The 15,941-nt window shown below is 64.7% G+C and carries 21 protein-coding genes and 1 tRNA gene; 11 read left to right on the forward strand and 11 right to left on the reverse strand.

Annotated features, from left to right (window positions below):
- Positions 1-6 precede the first annotated feature (6 nt).
- Positions 7-834: an ABC transporter permease gene (locus AB3X94_RS17195; RefSeq protein WP_368612153.1), complete on the forward strand. Its 828-nt coding sequence runs from the start codon at positions 7-9 to the stop codon at positions 832-834.
- 47 nt (positions 835-881) lie between these two features.
- On the opposite strand, the gene AB3X94_RS17200 is transcribed toward AB3X94_RS17195, so the two are convergent.
- Together AB3X94_RS17200 and AB3X94_RS17205 are read right to left on the reverse strand one after the other, a co-directional pair.
- Positions 882-1,304, reverse strand: a complete 423-nt coding sequence (locus AB3X94_RS17200) for a hypothetical protein (protein WP_013089291.1) — start codon at positions 1,302-1,304, stop codon at positions 882-884.
- A 281-nt stretch (positions 1,305-1,585) separates the two neighbouring features.
- On the reverse strand, positions 1,586-2,569 hold the full coding sequence (locus tag AB3X94_RS17205) for a LysR family transcriptional regulator (RefSeq protein ID WP_176108700.1): 984 nt from the start codon (positions 2,567-2,569) through the stop codon (positions 1,586-1,588).
- 208 nt (positions 2,570-2,777) lie between these two features.
- Here AB3X94_RS17205 and AB3X94_RS17210 point away from each other — a divergent pair, with 208 nt between their 5' ends.
- Positions 2,778-4,202, forward strand: coding sequence for a M20 family metallopeptidase (locus AB3X94_RS17210; RefSeq protein ID WP_368612154.1), 1,425 nt, complete (start codon positions 2,778-2,780; stop codon positions 4,200-4,202).
- A gap of 101 nt (positions 4,203-4,303) precedes the next feature.
- Here AB3X94_RS17210 and AB3X94_RS17215 read toward each other — a convergent pair whose 3' ends face one another.
- Positions 4,304-5,356: an NADP(H)-dependent aldo-keto reductase gene (locus tag AB3X94_RS17215; RefSeq protein WP_368589021.1), complete on the reverse strand. Its 1,053-nt coding sequence runs from the start codon at positions 5,354-5,356 to the stop codon at positions 4,304-4,306.
- A 169-nt stretch (positions 5,357-5,525) separates the two neighbouring features.
- On the opposite strand from AB3X94_RS17215, the gene AB3X94_RS17220 reads away from it, so the two are divergent.
- Together AB3X94_RS17220 and AB3X94_RS17225 are read left to right on the forward strand one after the other, a co-directional pair.
- A complete protein-coding gene (locus AB3X94_RS17220; RefSeq protein WP_368612155.1) occupies positions 5,526-5,753 on the forward strand; it encodes a DUF3820 family protein in 228 nt (75 codons plus the stop codon).
- A 248-nt stretch (positions 5,754-6,001) separates the two neighbouring features.
- Positions 6,002-6,247 carry a hypothetical protein gene (locus tag AB3X94_RS17225; protein ID WP_176110588.1) on the forward strand — a complete coding sequence of 82 codons (246 nt, stop codon included), beginning with the start codon at positions 6,002-6,004 and terminating at the stop codon, positions 6,245-6,247.
- On the opposite strand, the gene AB3X94_RS17230 is transcribed toward AB3X94_RS17225, so the two are convergent.
- Positions 6,223-6,507: a hypothetical protein gene (locus tag AB3X94_RS17230; RefSeq protein ID WP_368612156.1), complete on the reverse strand. Its 285-nt coding sequence runs from the start codon at positions 6,505-6,507 to the stop codon at positions 6,223-6,225. The two genes, AB3X94_RS17225 and AB3X94_RS17230, sit on opposite strands and share 25 nt — an antisense overlap.
- A 412-nt stretch (positions 6,508-6,919) precedes the next feature.
- On the opposite strand from AB3X94_RS17230, the gene AB3X94_RS17235 reads away from it, so the two are divergent.
- From AB3X94_RS17235 to AB3X94_RS17250, 4 genes are all read left to right on the forward strand, one after another.
- Positions 6,920-7,285 carry a hypothetical protein gene (locus tag AB3X94_RS17235; RefSeq protein ID WP_176377903.1) on the forward strand — a complete coding sequence of 122 codons (366 nt, stop codon included), beginning with the start codon at positions 6,920-6,922 and terminating at the stop codon, positions 7,283-7,285.
- Positions 7,286-7,426: 141 nt separating this feature from the next.
- Entirely contained in the window at positions 7,427-8,428 is a 1,002-nt protein-coding gene (gene dusA, locus AB3X94_RS17240; RefSeq protein ID WP_368589025.1) for a tRNA dihydrouridine(20/20a) synthase DusA, read from the forward strand.
- Positions 8,429-8,517: 89 nt separating this feature from the next.
- Positions 8,518-8,593: transfer RNA gene (locus AB3X94_RS17245), tRNA-His, on the forward strand.
- A 350-nt stretch (positions 8,594-8,943) separates the two neighbouring features.
- On the forward strand, positions 8,944-9,213 hold the full coding sequence (locus AB3X94_RS17250) for a hypothetical protein (protein ID WP_176108707.1): 270 nt from the start codon (positions 8,944-8,946) through the stop codon (positions 9,211-9,213).
- 149 nt (positions 9,214-9,362) lie between these two features.
- Here the strand turns inward: AB3X94_RS17250 and AB3X94_RS17255 are convergent, their stop codons facing one another.
- Positions 9,363-9,605, reverse strand: coding sequence for a DUF6566 family protein (locus AB3X94_RS17255; RefSeq protein WP_176108708.1), 243 nt, complete (start codon positions 9,603-9,605; stop codon positions 9,363-9,365).
- Positions 9,606-9,715: 110 nt separating this feature from the next.
- Positions 9,716-9,913, reverse strand: a complete 198-nt coding sequence (locus AB3X94_RS17260) for a hypothetical protein (RefSeq protein ID WP_013089281.1) — start codon at positions 9,911-9,913, stop codon at positions 9,716-9,718.
- A gap of 157 nt (positions 9,914-10,070) precedes the next feature.
- Between AB3X94_RS17260 and AB3X94_RS17265 the strand changes: the two genes are divergently transcribed.
- Entirely contained in the window at positions 10,071-10,331 is a 261-nt protein-coding gene (locus AB3X94_RS17265; protein ID WP_368612157.1) for a hypothetical protein, read from the forward strand.
- Positions 10,332-10,377: 46 nt separating this feature from the next.
- On the opposite strand, the gene AB3X94_RS17270 is transcribed toward AB3X94_RS17265, so the two are convergent.
- The 4 genes from AB3X94_RS17270 to ssuD all read right to left on the reverse strand — a co-directional run bounded on the left by AB3X94_RS17270 (position 10,378) and on the right by ssuD (position 13,740).
- Positions 10,378-10,593 carry a molybdopterin-binding protein gene (locus AB3X94_RS17270; RefSeq protein WP_008922916.1) on the reverse strand — a complete coding sequence of 72 codons (216 nt, stop codon included), beginning with the start codon at positions 10,591-10,593 and terminating at the stop codon, positions 10,378-10,380.
- 66 nt (positions 10,594-10,659) lie between these two features.
- The gene (locus tag AB3X94_RS17275; RefSeq protein WP_368612158.1) at positions 10,660-11,661 is read right to left on the reverse strand and encodes an ATP-binding cassette domain-containing protein; all 1,002 of its coding nucleotides are present in this window, start codon (positions 11,659-11,661) and stop codon (positions 10,660-10,662) included.
- Positions 11,658-12,506, reverse strand: a complete 849-nt coding sequence (gene ssuC / locus AB3X94_RS17280) for an aliphatic sulfonate ABC transporter permease SsuC (protein ID WP_368612159.1) — start codon at positions 12,504-12,506, stop codon at positions 11,658-11,660. The genes AB3X94_RS17275 and ssuC overlap by 4 nt, the downstream gene beginning before the upstream one ends.
- Before the next feature lie 73 nt (positions 12,507-12,579).
- Complete coding sequence (ssuD, locus tag AB3X94_RS17285; RefSeq protein ID WP_368589030.1) at positions 12,580-13,740, reverse strand: FMNH2-dependent alkanesulfonate monooxygenase; 1,161 nt, start codon at positions 13,738-13,740, stop codon at positions 12,580-12,582.
- Positions 13,741-13,829: 89 nt separating this feature from the next.
- Here ssuD and AB3X94_RS17290 point away from each other — a divergent pair, with 89 nt between their 5' ends.
- Positions 13,830-14,102 carry a hypothetical protein gene (locus AB3X94_RS17290; RefSeq protein WP_176108713.1) on the forward strand — a complete coding sequence of 91 codons (273 nt, stop codon included), beginning with the start codon at positions 13,830-13,832 and terminating at the stop codon, positions 14,100-14,102.
- 162 nt (positions 14,103-14,264) lie between these two features.
- Positions 14,265-14,690 (forward strand): hypothetical protein, encoded by a 426-nt coding sequence (locus AB3X94_RS17295; RefSeq protein WP_176108714.1) that lies wholly within the window; start codon positions 14,265-14,267, stop codon positions 14,688-14,690.
- 86 nt (positions 14,691-14,776) lie between these two features.
- Here the strand turns inward: AB3X94_RS17295 and AB3X94_RS17300 are convergent, their stop codons facing one another.
- The gene (locus tag AB3X94_RS17300; RefSeq protein WP_368612160.1) at positions 14,777-15,913 is read right to left on the reverse strand and encodes an enoyl-CoA hydratase/isomerase family protein; all 1,137 of its coding nucleotides are present in this window, start codon (positions 15,911-15,913) and stop codon (positions 14,777-14,779) included.
- Positions 15,914-15,941 lie beyond the last annotated feature (28 nt).

The following is a 15,941-nucleotide window of genomic DNA, read 5'->3' on the forward strand; positions in this document are numbered from 1 at the left end:
CACTTGATGGACGCACGCACCTACGAAACCCACGACGGCACGCCATCGGCACAAGAGCCGTTCGGCGCCTTCCCCGCCAATGCCACGAACTGGATCGCGGTATGGCGCCGCAACTATCTGGTGTGGAAGAAGCTCGCGATTGCGTCGATGTTCGGCAACCTCGCCGATCCGATGATCTATCTGTTCGGTCTCGGCTTGGGGCTCGGGCTGATGGTCGGGCACGTCGACGGCGTGTCGTATATCTCGTTCCTCGCGGCGGGCACTGTGGCGTCGAGCGTGATGATGTCGGCGAGCTTCGAGTCGATGTATTCGGGCTTTTCGCGCATGCACGTGCAGCGAACGTGGGAGGCGATCATGCATACGCCGCTCACGCTCGGCGATATCGTGCTCGGCGAGGTAGTGTGGGCCGCCAGCAAATCGGTGTTGTCGGGTGTGGCGATCATGCTGGTGGCGGGCGCGCTCGGCTATGCGAGTTTTCCGTCGATGCTGCTCGCGCTGCCGGTCATCGTGCTGGCCGGTCTCGCGTTCGCGAGCCTCGCGATGATCGTGACGGCGCTCGCGCCGTCGTACGACTTTTTCATGTTCTATCAGACGCTCGTGCTCACGCCGATGCTGCTGCTCTCCGGCGTGTTCTTTCCGATCTCGCAGCTGCCCGGCCCCGCTCAAGCGGTGACCGCCGCGCTGCCGCTCGCCAATGCGGTCGATCTGATGCGCCCGGCGATGCTCGGCCGGCCGATGGAGCACGCGGCGCTGCATGTGAGCGTACTGGCCGCTTATGCAGTCGGCGGCTTTATCGTGTCGGCGATCCTGTTTCGGCGCCGCATGATGAAGTAAGCCGAACGCGCCGGTGGTCGCTATGAGCGTTTGCTATCGTTGCGCGCTCAGTCCTCGTCGTCGGTCCACGGAATGTCGACGTCGGAGATGAACGCGACCGTCGCGAACGGGCCGCCCTCGTGACGCCCGATCTTGCCATCGGCGCGCTGCCATTCGACCCGGAACACGGTGGCCGGATCGTCCGCGATCAGCCGCACCGTACGCAATTCGTCGGGATCGGCATCCTCGACCGGACCGTCGAGCGAGATCAGCAGCGCCTGCGGCCACAGACCATCGGCGGGATCGTAAATCTTGTCGCCGTCGTGAATCAATGTGAAGGCTTCCACACCGATGGTCGCCGACGCATCGACGATCATCTTGGCGAGCGCACGCAACAGCGCGGTCGCTCTCGCCGAATTTGCCTGGCGGATCGCGAGATCACCGCGCGTGAGCGCCTGCTCGAGTTTCGGATTGGTTTTCTGTTGCGCCATGGATGTGTTGGTCCTATCGCTCTGTTGTGGGCAACGCGCCATCGGGACGACGCGCCGCGTTTCTTTTTGGGTGCATCTATTGCCGCTTGTGTGCATCGCAGCATCGCGGGTTGCGCGGCCGGTCCGCGCTTCGACTGCCATTGTTCTGCCGTTTCCCCTGATCGTGGCGCGCACCATCAGGGTCGTTTTCTCAGGGCCGTCCTTGCCGTCCACCACAGTTTAGGTCGTGATTTGGATTCCGGGAGAACATTTGCCGCTTAGTGCGTGGCATGTGTCGCATTTCATGCATCGGCTCGCGGGCGACGCGGCGTGCGCTTGCCGCGCCCTCGGTCCGCCTTCGAGGCCTGAGCCCCGGCCGGCTTCGGATCCGCGATCCGTGCGATCAGATGGTCGCGAAACGCCCGCACCGACGGCGGCAACTCGCGCCCCGCCATCGTCTGCACCTGGATACTGCGCTGGCGCATCTGCGGGTCGGTCAGCGGAATCACGACGAAGCCGTCGGCCGCATAGCGGTCGCGCACCGACAGCAGCCCCGTGAACATGATCGCGCCGGACTTCTGCGCATAGCGATAACTCGCGCCGCTGTTGTTGCAGATAAGGTCCGGCTCGAGCAGGATGCCTTCGAGCGCACAGGTGATGTCGATCAACTGGCGAAGCGTGGTGCCGGTCTCCGACAACACCAGCGGATAACGGCTCACCTCGGCGAGCGACAGCTTCGCGCGCGCCGCGAGCGGATGATCGACACGCACCAGCACGAACACCGGCGCGCGCTCGGTGTGCTCGACCTTGACGCCCTTCTCCGGCGCGAGGCTGAACGACAACGCGATGTCGACGTCACCGTCGCGCACATGCCGGGTCGCGTCGGCCGGCGACATCACGGTCAACGTGAAATCGATGCCGGGATGCTCGGCGCGGAAATCCGCGATCGCGGCGGGCAGGAAGTCGACCGCGAAGCCCTCGGCGGTCGCGATCTTGATCCGGCTGCCGTGCAGGCTAGCGAGACCGCTGAGCTCCTTCATCACGTGCTCGGCTTCGAGCAGGCTGCGTTGTGCATACGCGAGCAGCCGCTCGCCCGCCTCGGACAGCGCCATGCCGCGCGGACGCCGCTCGAATAGCGTGACGCCGAGTTCGCTCTCGAGCCGCGCGATCTGCCGGCTGAGCGCCGATACCGCGACATGCAGCCGTTCGGACGCGTCGCTCAGCGAGCCGCTGCGCGCGACTTCGACGAAATAACGCAACGCGATGCCATGCAGTGAACGTGCCATCCGGGACGCCTCGATCGAATCGGTTGCAACGGTGCGATGACGCTTTGCCTTTGCGGCAATGCAAGCTTCGAAACATGATCATTGTGACAAAAATGACGCGCTTCTAGAATCGATCGCAATGAGATCGCGGACAAATCGCCCGAAGACCCCGCCATCGGGCCGCGGCCCTCTGCCCGCCTCGCCCATCCCCCGCATTGGAGACACCGACATGAGCCGCCACCAGGCCATCGAGCTTGCCACCCGGCACTTCGAATCCGGCGCTTTTCTCGCCGACCTGAACCGCCGCGTCGGTATTCGCACCGAAAGCCAGGAAAGCGATCGCGGCGCGCTGCTGCGGTCTTATCTGACCAACGAAATCCAGCCCGCAGCGGAGCGCCTCGGCTTCAGCACGCGCATCGTCGATAACCCGGTCGACGGTTTCGGTCCGTTCCTGATCGCGAACCGTCACGAAGGCGATCATCTGCCGACCGTGCTGATCTACGGCCACGGCGACGTCGTGCGCGGCTACGACAGCCAGTGGCGCGCGCCGCTGACGCCGTGGGCGGTGACCATCGAAGGCGAGCGCTGGTTCGGTCGCGGCACCGCCGACAACAAAGGCCAGCACTCGATCAACCTCGCCGCGCTCGCGTGCACGCTCGCCGCGCGCGACGGCAAACTCGGCTTCAACACGAAGCTGCTGATCGAAATGGGCGAGGAAACCGGCTCGCCGGGGCTCGATGCGATCTGCCGCGCGCACCGCGACGAACTCGCCGCCGACGTGCTGATCGCCTCCGACGGCCCGCGTCTCGCCGCGCGTCGTCCGACCGTGTTTCTCGGCTCGCGCGGCGCGGTCAATTTCAAGCTGTCGCTGAACCTGCGCGACGGCGCGCATCACTCGGGCAACTGGGGCGGCCTGTTGCGCAATCCGGCGACGGTGCTCGCCAACGCGCTCGCGAGTCTCGTCGATGCGCGCGGCGTGATCGCAGTCGACGGCCTGCGTCCGCCGCCGATCCCGGAGGCCGTGCGCCGCGCGCTTGCCGACATCACGGTGGGCGACGGTCCTGGCGACCCCACCGTCGACGACAACTGGGGCGAGCCGGGGCTTTCGGCGCCCGAGCGCGTGTTCGGCTGGAACAGCTTCGAAGTGCTGGCCTTCAAGGCGGGCAATCCGGAGAACCCGGTCAACGCGATTCCGCCGTCGGCGTTCGCGGTCTGCCAGTTGCGTTTCGTGGTCGGCACGGATTGGGAAAATCTCGGCAAGCATCTGCGCGCGCATCTCGATGCGCACGGCTTTCAGCTGGTCGAAATCGACGTCGAACGCGGCGCACCGGCCACACGGCTCGATCCCGACGATCCGTGGGTCACATGGGCGCTAGCGTCGCTCGAAGCGACCACCGGCAAGAAGACCGCGCTGCTGCCGAATCTCGGCGGCACGCTGCCGAACGAGGTATTCGCCGACACGCTCGGCCTGCCGACGATCTGGGTGCCGCATTCTTATCCGGCCTGCTCGCAGCATGCGCCGAACGAGCACCTTCTAGGCCCGGTGGTGCGTGAGGGCCTGCAGATGATGGCGGGACTGTTCTGGGATCTCGGCGAGAATTCGCCGCTTGCGGCGAAGCGCGAGGAAGTGGATGCGGCAAAGGCCGCGACTTGAGTTCGGCTCGCGCCGATCGATTCGCGGTGCCTGCCGCGGCCGCCCCGGCATTCTACCGGGGCGACCGCGGCAAGCGCGTCGCGCTTACCTCGACACCGACATCAAGGCGCCGGATTCGGCTGCAGCTCGTGCAGCTTGTCGATTTCCGCAAGCACTTCCGGCGACAGCTTGACGTCCGCGCTCGCGATGTTTTCCTTCAACTGCTCGAGCGACGTCGCGCCGATCAGATTGCTGGTCACGAACGGCCGGCTATTGACGAACGCGAGCGCGAATTGCGCGGGCGACATGCCGTGGCGCTTCGCGAGCTCGACATAACGGGTGGTCGCCTGCACGGCTTGCGGCTTGCTGTAGCGCGCAAAGCGCTCGAACAGCGTGATGCGTGCGCCGGCCGGACGCGCGCCGCCTTCGTACTTGCCCGACAGCCAGCCGAACGCGAGCGGCGAGTACGCGAGCAGACCGATGTTGTCGCGATGCGCGTACTCGGACAGACCCGCTTCGTACGTGCGGTTCAACAGGCTGTACGGATTCTGGATGCTGACGATGCGTGGCAAGCCGAGCTTTTCGGCCGCGCGCAGAAACTGCGCGACACCCCACGGCGTTTCGTTCGACACGCCGACATGGCGCACCTTGCCAGCCTTCACGAATTCGGCGAGCACAGTCAGCGTTTCCTCGATCGGCACCGTGTACGCGTCGTCGACCCACGGATATGACGGACGGCCGAAGGTCATCGTGCTGCGATCGGGCCAATGCAGCTGATACAGATCGACGTAGTCCGTTTGCAGACGTTTGAGGCTGTCGTTGAGCGCCTCGGTCAGGTTCTTGCGGTCGAACTGGTTGCCTTCGCCGCGAATATGACGCGGATTGTGCGGCTGACGCGCGGGACCCGCGATCTTGGTGGCGAGCACGATCTTCTCACGCGCGCTCTTGTGCTGCGCGAGCCACGTGCCGATGTAGCGCTCCGTCGAACCTTGCGTTTCGGCGCGCGGCGGCACCGGATACATTTCGGCGGTGTCGATCAGGTTCACGCCGTGATCGAGCGCGTAGTCGATCTGCGCGTGCGCTTCCTGCTCGGTGTTCTGCTCGCCCCACGTCATCGTGCCGAGACCAATCAGGCTGACCTGCACGTCGGAGTCGCCGAGTCTGCGGTATTCCATCTAACTTGTCCTGTTGAAGAGATGAACGGAAAGCGCAGACGTTACCACGCCGGCGCATTACCTGCAGCAAGGCTAGAATGCGGGGCCATGCGTTGCTGCGCGCCGCCTGGCGATTTGCGTAGTACACGCTTTGCGCTCATGAGGCGCGCTTCATCATGACTTCGTTGCCATGAATCACGAACACCTCGAATTGCTGGTCACGCGCGTGATGCCCTACGGGAAATATAAAGGCCGCGTGATCGCCGACCTGCCCGGCCACTATTTGAACTGGTTCGCGAGCCAGGGCTTTCCGCCCGGCGAGATCGGCCGGCTGCTCGCGTTGATGCACGAGATCGATCACAACGGTTTGAAACCGCTGCTCGATCCCTTTCGCAAACCGAAGCCCAACGAGCGTTGAGACCGTCTCCGTGAAAGCGTTGCCAAGCCCGCCGAAAGTCGCGGCGCAGGCAGGCCGCAAGCAATGTCGGGCAGTCCGAATTCAGACAGGTTTTTTCCTTGCGGATCGCGATTGCATGGCCTTTAATCGGCTTAGGTCGTCGCGCTGTGGAACGTCGATAGTGAAGTGGTTCAGTCGTCGTTCACTCCACTGTTTCTTGTGTTCCGGCGCCGTGCGATCCCCCCGCCTTCGTGACTGCCTGTATGTCCATGTCGCAATTCAATCTGTCCGCGTTGCTCGACTTCATCGGTCACGATCTGTCGCCGGTGCATGCGGTCATCCTGTTCTTCGTGATCGGCTACGTCGTGGTCGGACTACCCGTGCATTTCCGCCAGGGCGCGGCCTCGCGAGACGTGTGGGGCACGGCCGCCGGCGTGACGATGGCGGCGATCTACGCGGCGTTCATTGCCGGCGTGTACCCGTGGCTGCATCATGTGTCGGTGATCGCGCATTGAGCGCCCGCCGCCGCCAGCTCGGGACCGAAGCCTTCCCATAGCTGTTCGAGCAATTCGCGTCGCGGCTGCCATCGCCGCATCGACGTGCGATACAACGGCCGGCGCACCTGCGCAGAACTCGCGGCACTCACAGGCCGCGTCGTCTCGCGAAATGGGAGGAGGCAACGTTCGTCCCACTCGAGTCCGCGATGCGCGAGCATGCGACGCACGTTCGGTTCGAAATCGTCGACCAGTTCCTCGTATTCGATCTCGAGCCTCATGCCCGGGGGAAGAACGCGCCGTTAGTGGGCCATCAACTGATCGTAGGCGCGGTGACAGATAGTCCGCGCCGAGAGCACTCCACTGCGCCGCGCCCGCTTTGTTCAGCATCTCGACGTCGATCCGCAGCGGATCGTCTGCGTCGCATCGCTTGCGACTCAAAAGACGAATCGTCCGACGGAAATTTGCAGCGATGCCCTTGAGTAACGTTTCGAATGGTTAACGAAGTGTTACCGCAGCGCCGCTCGGTAAGACGCGAGAAGATCGGCGGAAAGGTCGAGCGTCGCGGCAACGGCTCGCACAGTCGAAGCCTCGAGCGCACAGCGCCGCGCCGACGCCGGTAACGCTCGGACACAAACGCGGCCGAACTCCGTTGCGCGCGGTTTCTCTGAGGTTTATGTGAAGGAGAAAATCGTGACCAGGCTCATTGCATCGATGACGCTGCTAGCGGCCGTGGCAGCGAGCATCACTGGATGCGCCGTCGCGCCGCCAGCGGACTACGGCTATGCGCAACCCTATTATCCCTACGCGTACGGACCGCCTTACTACGGGCCGGTGTACGGCTCGATTGGTTTCTACGGCGGCTTTGGCGGGCCGTGCTGCTATTACGGCCATGGCTATTGGCACGGTCGCGGCGGATGGCATGGCGGTGGTTGGCACGGCGGGCACGGCGGATGGCATGGCGGGGCCGGCGGATGGCACGGCGGCGGATTCGGCGGCATGCACGGCGGCGGCAGCGCCTGGACCGGTGGTGGCGGGATGGGGGGACATGGACACTGAGGCATTCAGGTATTGAGGCCTTGATGCATCGACGAACCGGTGCCCGCCTCCGTCGCGACAGTGACACGGCCTCAGCGCGCCCGGCGCTTTCTGGCCTTGCGGTAAAATTATCGTTTTGATTCAAGCCCGCTCGGCCGTTCCATGTCTTTACCCCGCACTCCCAGCCCCCGCCGCGTGTCCGTCGCCCCGATGATGGACTGGACGGATCGTCATTGCCGCTCGCTGCATCGAATGATTTCGCGCCATACGTGGCTTTACACGGAAATGGTGACGACCGGTGCGCTGCTGCACGGCGACGTGCCGCGCCATCTCGCGTTCACGCCCGACGAAGCGCCGGTCGCGCTGCAACTCGGCGGCAGCGAGCCCGACGATCTCGCGCGTTCGGCAAAGCTCGGCGAGCAATGGGGCTATGACGAAATCAACCTGAATTGCGGCTGCCCGTCCGAGCGCGTGCAACGCGGCGCGTTCGGCGCATGCCTGATGAACGAGCCGCAACTCGTCGCCGATTGCGTGAAGGCGATGCGCGACGTCGTATCGGTGCCGGTCACGGTCAAACACCGCATCGGCGTCGATACGGTCGAGGAATACGGCTTCGTCCGCGATTTCGTCGGCACGATCGCGCAAGCCGGCTGCGACGTGTTCATCGTTCATGCGCGCAACGCGATCCTGAAGGGCTTGAGCCCGAAGGAAAACCGCGAGATTCCGCCGCTCAAGTACGACTACGCGTATCAGCTGAAGCGCGATTTTCCGCAGTTGGAGATCATCATCAATGGCGGCATCAAGACGCTCGACGAAGTCGACACGCATCTTCAGCACGTCGACGGCGTGATGCTCGGGCGCGAGGCGTATCACAACCCGTACGTGCTCGCCGATGTCGACGCGCGCTTCTATGGGGCGACGCAGGCGCCGCTGACGCGCGATCAGGTCGAAGCGAAACTGATCGAGTATTGCGCGACCGAAATGGCGCGCGGCACCTATCTCGGCGCGATCACACGCCATGCGCTCGGGCTGTATCGCGGCGAAGCTGGCGCGCGCGGTTGGCGTCGAGTTTTGTCCGACAGCAAGCGGCTTGCGGCCCGCGATCTGACCATCTTCGACGAAGCGAGACAGCATCTGCGCGAGCCCCTCGAAATTTTTGAATAAAGGACTAGGCAAAGCCAGATCTAGTCCCTATAATCTCGTTTCTTCGTCGGCGAGACAGGTTTTTAAAGCAAGTCAAGCGGATGTTAGTGGTGGCTGTAGCTCAGTTGGTAGAGTCCAGGATTGTGATTCCTGTCGTCGTGGGTTCGAGTCCCATCAGCCACCCCAAAGAATTCAAGCAAACGGCGTTGTGAGCAATCACAACGCCGTTTTCGTTTTGCTGGCGGCCTTCTGCGTTTTCCATGAAGAATGCGCGGTCTTCCGGCCCGCATCACCCCTTCCCGCCTCCTTCCTATTCTCAAAAACCGCTTGGCCAGCAGGGCCGGATCACCGCTCTGGCTTGCCGCGCTTACGTCTGAACGATTGTTTCCTCATCGGGAATAGTAATTTCAGATTATCGGCACAAATTCTCGATAGTAGGGGTATACACTGCCTTCCATCGACGTTGCAGACACCTGGTTCACTGGCTCCTGCAACATCTTCCTGAAATGCAGTCGAAACGTTATCGGAGTCCTACCATGAAGACCAAGTTTATCGCCGCCCTGCTGGTTGCCGCTTCCGCCTCGATCGCCGCTCCCGCTTTCGCAAGCGGCTATGGTCCGGCGCCGTACTATCGTCCGTCGGTTGGCGCGCCGGCTTCACAACAAGGCCAGAACGCCGAGACCGTCGCTGCTGAACGCGCCAACGCGCAATCGAATGCGTACGGTGGCGTGAATAGCGTGTCGACCCAATCGGGCTCGCGCAGCGAGTCCAAGTCGGGCCCGCAATCGGTGTACTTCGGTCACTAAGCCGCCAGCAGTAGCAGTACCGTCGGATCCGCTGCCTCTGCAGGCAGCGATCAAACTGGGCGCCGCGCATGCAGTATCGATGCCGGCGCCCAGTTGCGTTTACGCCGGCTGTAGTGCGCCCGGCACCGTTCCGTCGCGACTATCCGCCATTAGCTGGCCAGCCCCGCATCGATCAACTCGCGCGCCGCACTGAAAGCCGTCTGGGCGGCCGCATGCTCGGTGGACCACAAGCTATCGATATGCACGAGCTGCCAGTCGACCACCGTCGAATCGTCGCGCAGCACCCGGAAATGCGCCTTGACGCCGGTCAGCACCTGTTCGACCGCCACCTCGATGTCATAGTCGCCATAACGCGCCTGATAGTCGCCCATGTCGACGCCCTTCGGCTCCATGTTCGTCTCCGTGGTTTCGCTGATCGCGGGCAAACGAACGCGCGCGACTCACCCGCGACGCGCCGCCTCGCTCTTCATCCCGGCCGCGCGGCCGGCCGCCGATCAGCGGATCAATTGCAGTCGCCGGAAAGATACTGCCGGCCGTTGCAGTTGATTTCGACCCCACCGCTGCCCGCTTCGGCGACGAGGTCGCATGCCAGCAACTCCGCCGCGACGGACTGGGCGACTTCGGGCGCCGTCTGTCCGACGCCGACGTCGTTCAGACGCCGCAACGCTTCGACCGCTTCGGGACTCAAGGACTTCGACATGGCCGTCTCCGTCGGAATGGTCAATTCATCGTAGCAAGTTTCATCGGCGGATGCAGGCGTGCGCGCCCGCAGCGGCCCCGGAACACAGTCTGCTACTAGTGAATGGTGCATACAGCCGCGGGTCTACAGCCGACGCGCGACATCGAAGGAGAACGACATGAAGCGAGTCAATTGGGCCACCCTTACGGCCACTGCTGCAGCGCTGGCGGCGCTGCTCGCGAGCGGCGCGAACGCCGTCGCGCAGACGGGGTCCAGCGCACCGCCGGACAGCCATGCGCCGATGGCCAAACCGCCCGAGGCGGCATCGGGCGCCGGAGGTTCGAGCAACCCGGACAACATGCCGATCAAGCGACCGACGAAGCCGACCAACGACCACATGTCGCACGAGCCGCCAGCAAGCGGCGCAAACGCGAAGTAGCCGCTGCGCACGCCGCTCGCGCTAGCGCAACGTCGTCAAAGCCTCGTCAAAGCCGCGCAATCGACACCTCGGTCGACTTCACGAGCGCAACCACCTCCGAGCCGACTTTCAGTTCGAGTTCGTCGACCGAGCGCGTCGTGATCACCGACGTGACGATGCCGAACGGCGTCTCCACGTCGACTTCGGACACCACCGAGCCGCGAATGATTTCCTTGACCTTGCCTTTGAATTGATTGCGCACGTTGATGGCGGAAATGCTCATTTCAGATAACTCCACAGAAGCGGTTGATAACGGAATGGATCAGATGGGATCGATTTGCTGGAAAGCTCAGACGGCCCATCGCACTTCGGTCGGCCGCGTCAGACGGCCCGGTTCCGGCAAGCCATACGGGTCATAGGGCTCGTACGCGCGATGCGCGAGCGTGTCGTCGTTCGGCGCGTTTTTGAGTACGCGTTGCAACACGTGATCTTCGAGCGCGGCGAAGCCAGCCGACGCCCGCGCCCGCGGCCGCGCAAGCGCGACCGGCTGATCGAGCGCGATGCGGCCCTCCTCGATCAGCAAAATCCGGTCGCCGAGCGCGACGGCTTCGTGCACGTCGTGCGTGACGAGCAGCGCGGTGAAGCGATGCTCGCGCCACAGCCGTTCGATCAGCGTGTGCATTTCGATGCGCGTCAACGCATCGAGCGCGCCGAGCGGCTCGTCGAGCAGCAGCAATTGCGGACGATGCACGAGGGCGCGCGCTAGCGCGACGCGCTGCCGCTGACCGCCCGAGAGTTGCGCGGGCCAGTCGTTCGCGCGTTCGAGCAGGCCGACTTCGGCGAGCACCGCGCGCGCATCGTCGCGCGCACCCCGGCCGCGGCCGAGGCCGAGCATCACGTTCTGCAGCACGCTTTTCCACGGCAGAAGACGTGCATCCTGAAACATGATGCGGGTGTCGAGCGGACCGCCATTGCCGGCGCGTTTTTCGAGCACGCCCCAGCTGGCTTCTTCGAGACCAGCGACGAGTCGCAGCAACGTCGACTTGCCGCAGCCGCTGCGGCCGACGATCGCGACGAAGCTGCCGCGCTCGATCGACAGATCGAAGCCCGACAGCACCTCGCGCTCGCCATAGCGTTTGCCGACGCCGCGCAATTGCACCGCGTAGTCGCTTGCGGAGCGCGCGTCGCTACGGGCCAGTGCAATGGCGGGTTGCAAGCCGGCCGCCCCGTCCCGCTCGATCTCCCCGGCCTCGTTCGCGTCGTGATCCGCGAGCCGCGGCTGCGCGAGCTCGGTCTCGAGGTCGCTGCCCGCGATGCCGCCGAAGGTCGTCGCTAGTGTCGTTGCGCTCATGCTTTTGCTCCTCGCTGATAGGCCGGATGCCAGCGCAGCGACACGCGCTCGAGGCTCTTCGCGAGCATGTCCGCGAGCTTGCCGAGCGCCGCGTACAGCAGAATGCCGACCACCACCACATCGGTTTGCAGGAATTCGCGCGCATTCATCGTCATGTAGCCGATGCCCGATTGCGCGGAAATCGTCTCGGCGACGATCAGCGTGACCCACATCAGGCCGAACGCGAAGCGCACGCCGACCAGAATCGACGGCAGCGCGCCCGGCAGGATTACGTGGCGGTACAGCGCGAAACCTTTGACGCCATAACTGCGCGCCATCTCGATCAGGTTCGCATCGACCGAACGGATGCCGTGGAACGTGTTCACATAGACCGGAAAGAACACGCCGAGCGCCACGAGGAACACCTTCGCTTGTTCCTCGATGCCGAACCACAGGATCACGAGCGGAATCATCGCGAGCGCGGGGATGTTGCGGATCATCTGCACGGTCGAATCGAGCACGATTTCCGCGGGCTTGAACAAACCCGTCGCCAGTCCGAGCACGAGACCGATTCCGCCGCCGATTGCGAAGCCCGACACCGCGCGCCACGTGCTGACCCTCACGTCCGCCCACATTTCGCCGGACTGGATCAGCGACCAGGCCGCCTTCACGACTGCGAGCGGCTCGGGCAGCACGCGTGTCGACAGCGCACCGCTGCGCGCGGCGATTTCCCACGCGAGCAGGATCGCGATGGGCGCGAGCCACGGCACCAGGTGCGCGCCGAAGCGGCGCAACACGTCAGCGCGCGTGGTGGACGCGGGCTGCGGGGTTGCCCCCGTAGCCGCCTTCAAAGCAGTGTCACTCATGTTGGCTTTTCTCCTTGCCAGTCGATCGTCGTGCACGAATCGCGCAGACCGCGCGCCCTCGCTTCGCGCTCACTCAGCTCGCGCTCGCCGCCTTCGGCAAATCGCTGGTGCCGACGATTTCGCCGAACGGCCCCGACAGCGGCCCGTTGGCGACCTTGCTGAAGCGTTGCGGCAGCAGCGGAAACACGAGTTCGGCGAAGCGGTACGATTCCTCGAGATGCGGATAGCCGGACAGGATGAACGTCTCGATGCCGAGTGCCGCATACTCCTTCATACGCGCGGCCACCTGCTCCGGACTACCGACCAGCGCAGTGCCCGCGCCGCCGCGCACGAGCCCGACGCCCGCCCACAGATTCGGATAGACCTCGAGCTGTTCGCGCCCGCCGCGTTTGCCACCGTGCAGCGCGGCCATGCGGCGCTGGCCTTCCGAATCCATCTTCGCGAACGACGCCTGCGCACGCGCGACCGTGTCGTCGTCGAGCTTGCTGATCAGCTTGTCAGCGGCGGCCCACGCTTCTTCCTCGGTCTCGCGCACGATCACGTGCAGACGGATGCCGAAGCGGATCTGCCGGCCGCGTGCCGCGGCGCGTGCGCGAATGTCGGCGATCTTCTTTGCGACCGCTTCGGGCGGCTCGCCCCACGTCAGATAGGTGTCGATGTGCTCGGCCGCGATATCGTGCGCGGCCGCCGACGAGCCGCCGAACCACAGCGGCGGATGCGGGTTCTGCACCGGCGGATACAGCGCCTTGCCGCCTTTCGATTGCAGATGCTCGCCGTCGAAATCGATCGCTTCGTTGCTATGCGAAGCCGTAAGCAGCTTGCGCCAGATATGCAGGAATTCGTCGGTGATTTCGTAGCGCGTGTCGTGATCGACGAATACGCCGTCGCCGGCCAGTTCGGCCGCGTCGCCGCCCGTCACCACGTTGATCAGCAGCCGCCCGTTCGACAGCCGGTCGAACGTCGCCGCCATGCGTGCGGCGAGCCCCGGCGACGACAGTCCCGGGCGAATCGCGACGAGGAACTTGAGCCGCTGGGTCGCGGGAATCAGGCTCGACGCGACGACCCAGGCGTCCTCGCACGAGCGGCCGGTCGGCAGCAGCACGCCCTCGTAGCCGAGCGTATCGGCGGCGACGGCGATCTGCCGGAAGTAGTCGTAATCGGCTGCGCGTGCGCCTTGGGACGTACCGAGATAGCGGCTGTCGCCGTGAGTCGGAATGAACCAGAACACATTCATGTTGTTGCTCCTGCCTGCTCTTGAAAGAAAACGGTGGGCGCGAGCGCCGGCCGCGCGCATCGAGCCGGCAACCGGCAAGGCGCTGCGACGTGCTGAAGGATTGCGAAACGGACGGTGGACTCAGGCCACCGGCAAAAGCGCTGAAAGCCTATGCGCCGGGCGGACGACACCGCGAACACGACCGCACGCGGGCCCTGCGGCAACGGAGATTCGGCATGAGGCTCGACATTGCGACGGTTTTCCTGGACCAACGTGCGCGTGGTGCGCTCGATTTAACGGATGACGGCGACACCAGCGCCGTCTGCATGAGGAAACAGTCTATGGAGCGGTCCGCGGCTTTTGAACGATTTTTTTTAGCTTAGGAATTCCGCTTTCGTGATTAGCCCGGCGCTACCGCATACGGTTGTTGCGCTTTACACACGCGGCCGCGGCCGCCGCACCTCGATCGATATAATGGCGCTCGTTTCCAATCACCCGGTACAGGCGTTGCGATTCGCGTCGCCAGTACGTTGCCGGTGCAATGCATGCACAAAATAATTCTGCCGTTCGTCGCCGGTTTTCTGGCTTCCTTGTTCTTCCGCGAATCGACGCTGGCGCTGATGCACGCCGCCGGCATGATCGACCCCACCGGTTTTTCGACCGCGCCGTTTTTGCCGCTAGGCCTGCCTGAATTCATCGCGAACGCAATCTGGAGCGCGTGCTGGGCCGTGCTGATGGCCTGGCTGCTGCGCGTCGCGCCGCATCGGCACGCGCCGTGGGTACCGGCGTTCGTGTTCGGCGGCATCGTGCTGACGGCGGCGAGCGTGTTCGTCGTCGATCCGCTGCGCGGCATCTGGCCGAGCGGCAACATGCTGCCGCGCCTCGCGGTGGGCTTCGCGGCGAACGCGATGTGGGGCTGGGGCGCGCTCGTGTTCATGCGCGCGTTCATGGCGAGCGAGGCCGAGGAATGAGCGCGTCGCGCGTGAATACGCGCAACGCGTAGATTTTCGCGGACGGGTTCGCGAGGCGGCGCGTTCAGTGCGCGTTCGGTGCACGTTCACCCGCGCAGAGCGACTAGCGGATGCTCGTTCGCCGGCCACGGACTGTCGAACATCTTCTCCACATCGGCCTGGTTGACGTCCTCGATGCGCGCGAAACGCCAGCGCGGCGCGTTGTCCTTGTCGATGATGCGCGCGCGAATGCCTTCCACCGTGTCTCCGAGCAGGAAGCTCGAACGTGTCAGATCGAGATCGACACGCAGCACGTCGGCCATCGACCCTTCCGCGCGCGTGACCACTTCGAGCGAGACCGCCATCGACAGCGGCGAGCGCACGCGCAGCACCGCGATCGTCCGCTCGGCCCACTCCGCCGCGTCGCCGCCGCGCTCGCGCTCCTGTTCGAGCGACGCGAGTATCCGCGCGACGTCGGGCTGCGCGAAATGCCGGTCGATCAACGTGCGCGCCTTCGCGAGCGCGCTCTCCTCGGGCCGCGGCGCGACCTGACAGGCGAGCGTTTCGCGCTCGACGCACGCAACCACATCCGCGCCGCGCTCGAACGGTTCGCGGCTCAACGTAGCGACGAGCGCGGGCAACGCCGCGTCGTCGATGTAGACATCGGCGAGGCCCGCGTACAACGCGTCGGCCGCGCCGATCGTCTCGCCCGTCACCGCCAGATAGCGGCCGAGCGCGCCGGGCGTGCGCGCGAGAAACCAGCTCGCACCGACGTCCGGAAAGAGGCCGATACGCGTTTCGGGCATCGCCATCTTCGTCGATTGCGTGACGACGCGCAGGCCGCCGGTGCGATGCGCGCCCTGCGAAATGCCCATGCCGCCGCCCATCACGATGCCGTTCATCAACGCGATATACGGTTTCGGATACACGAAGATCGCGTGATTGAGCCGGTATTCCTCGCTGAAGAATGTATCGCGGGCCTGCTGGTCGCCGCGTTGCGCCGCCTCGTACATGAAGCGGATGTCGCCGCCCGCGCAGAACGCGCGCTCATGCCGGCTGCGCACGACGACGGCCAGCACCTCGGGGTCGTCGCGCCACTGGTCGAGCGCCGTGTGGATTGCGCGAATCATGCTCGTCGACAGCGCATTCAGCGCTTTCGGCCGCTCCAGTTCGATGAAACCGATGCGGTTGGTTACGTGGGTCGCGATTTCGTCGCTAGTGGCGGGCGAGGCGGACGTGGGCATGGAAAGCTGGGCGCGGCGGCGCGGGTTG

This window comes from Paraburkholderia sp. BR10923 (genome assembly GCF_040948765.1).
Taxonomy (GTDB): Bacteria; Pseudomonadota; Gammaproteobacteria; order Burkholderiales; family Burkholderiaceae; genus Paraburkholderia; species Paraburkholderia youngii.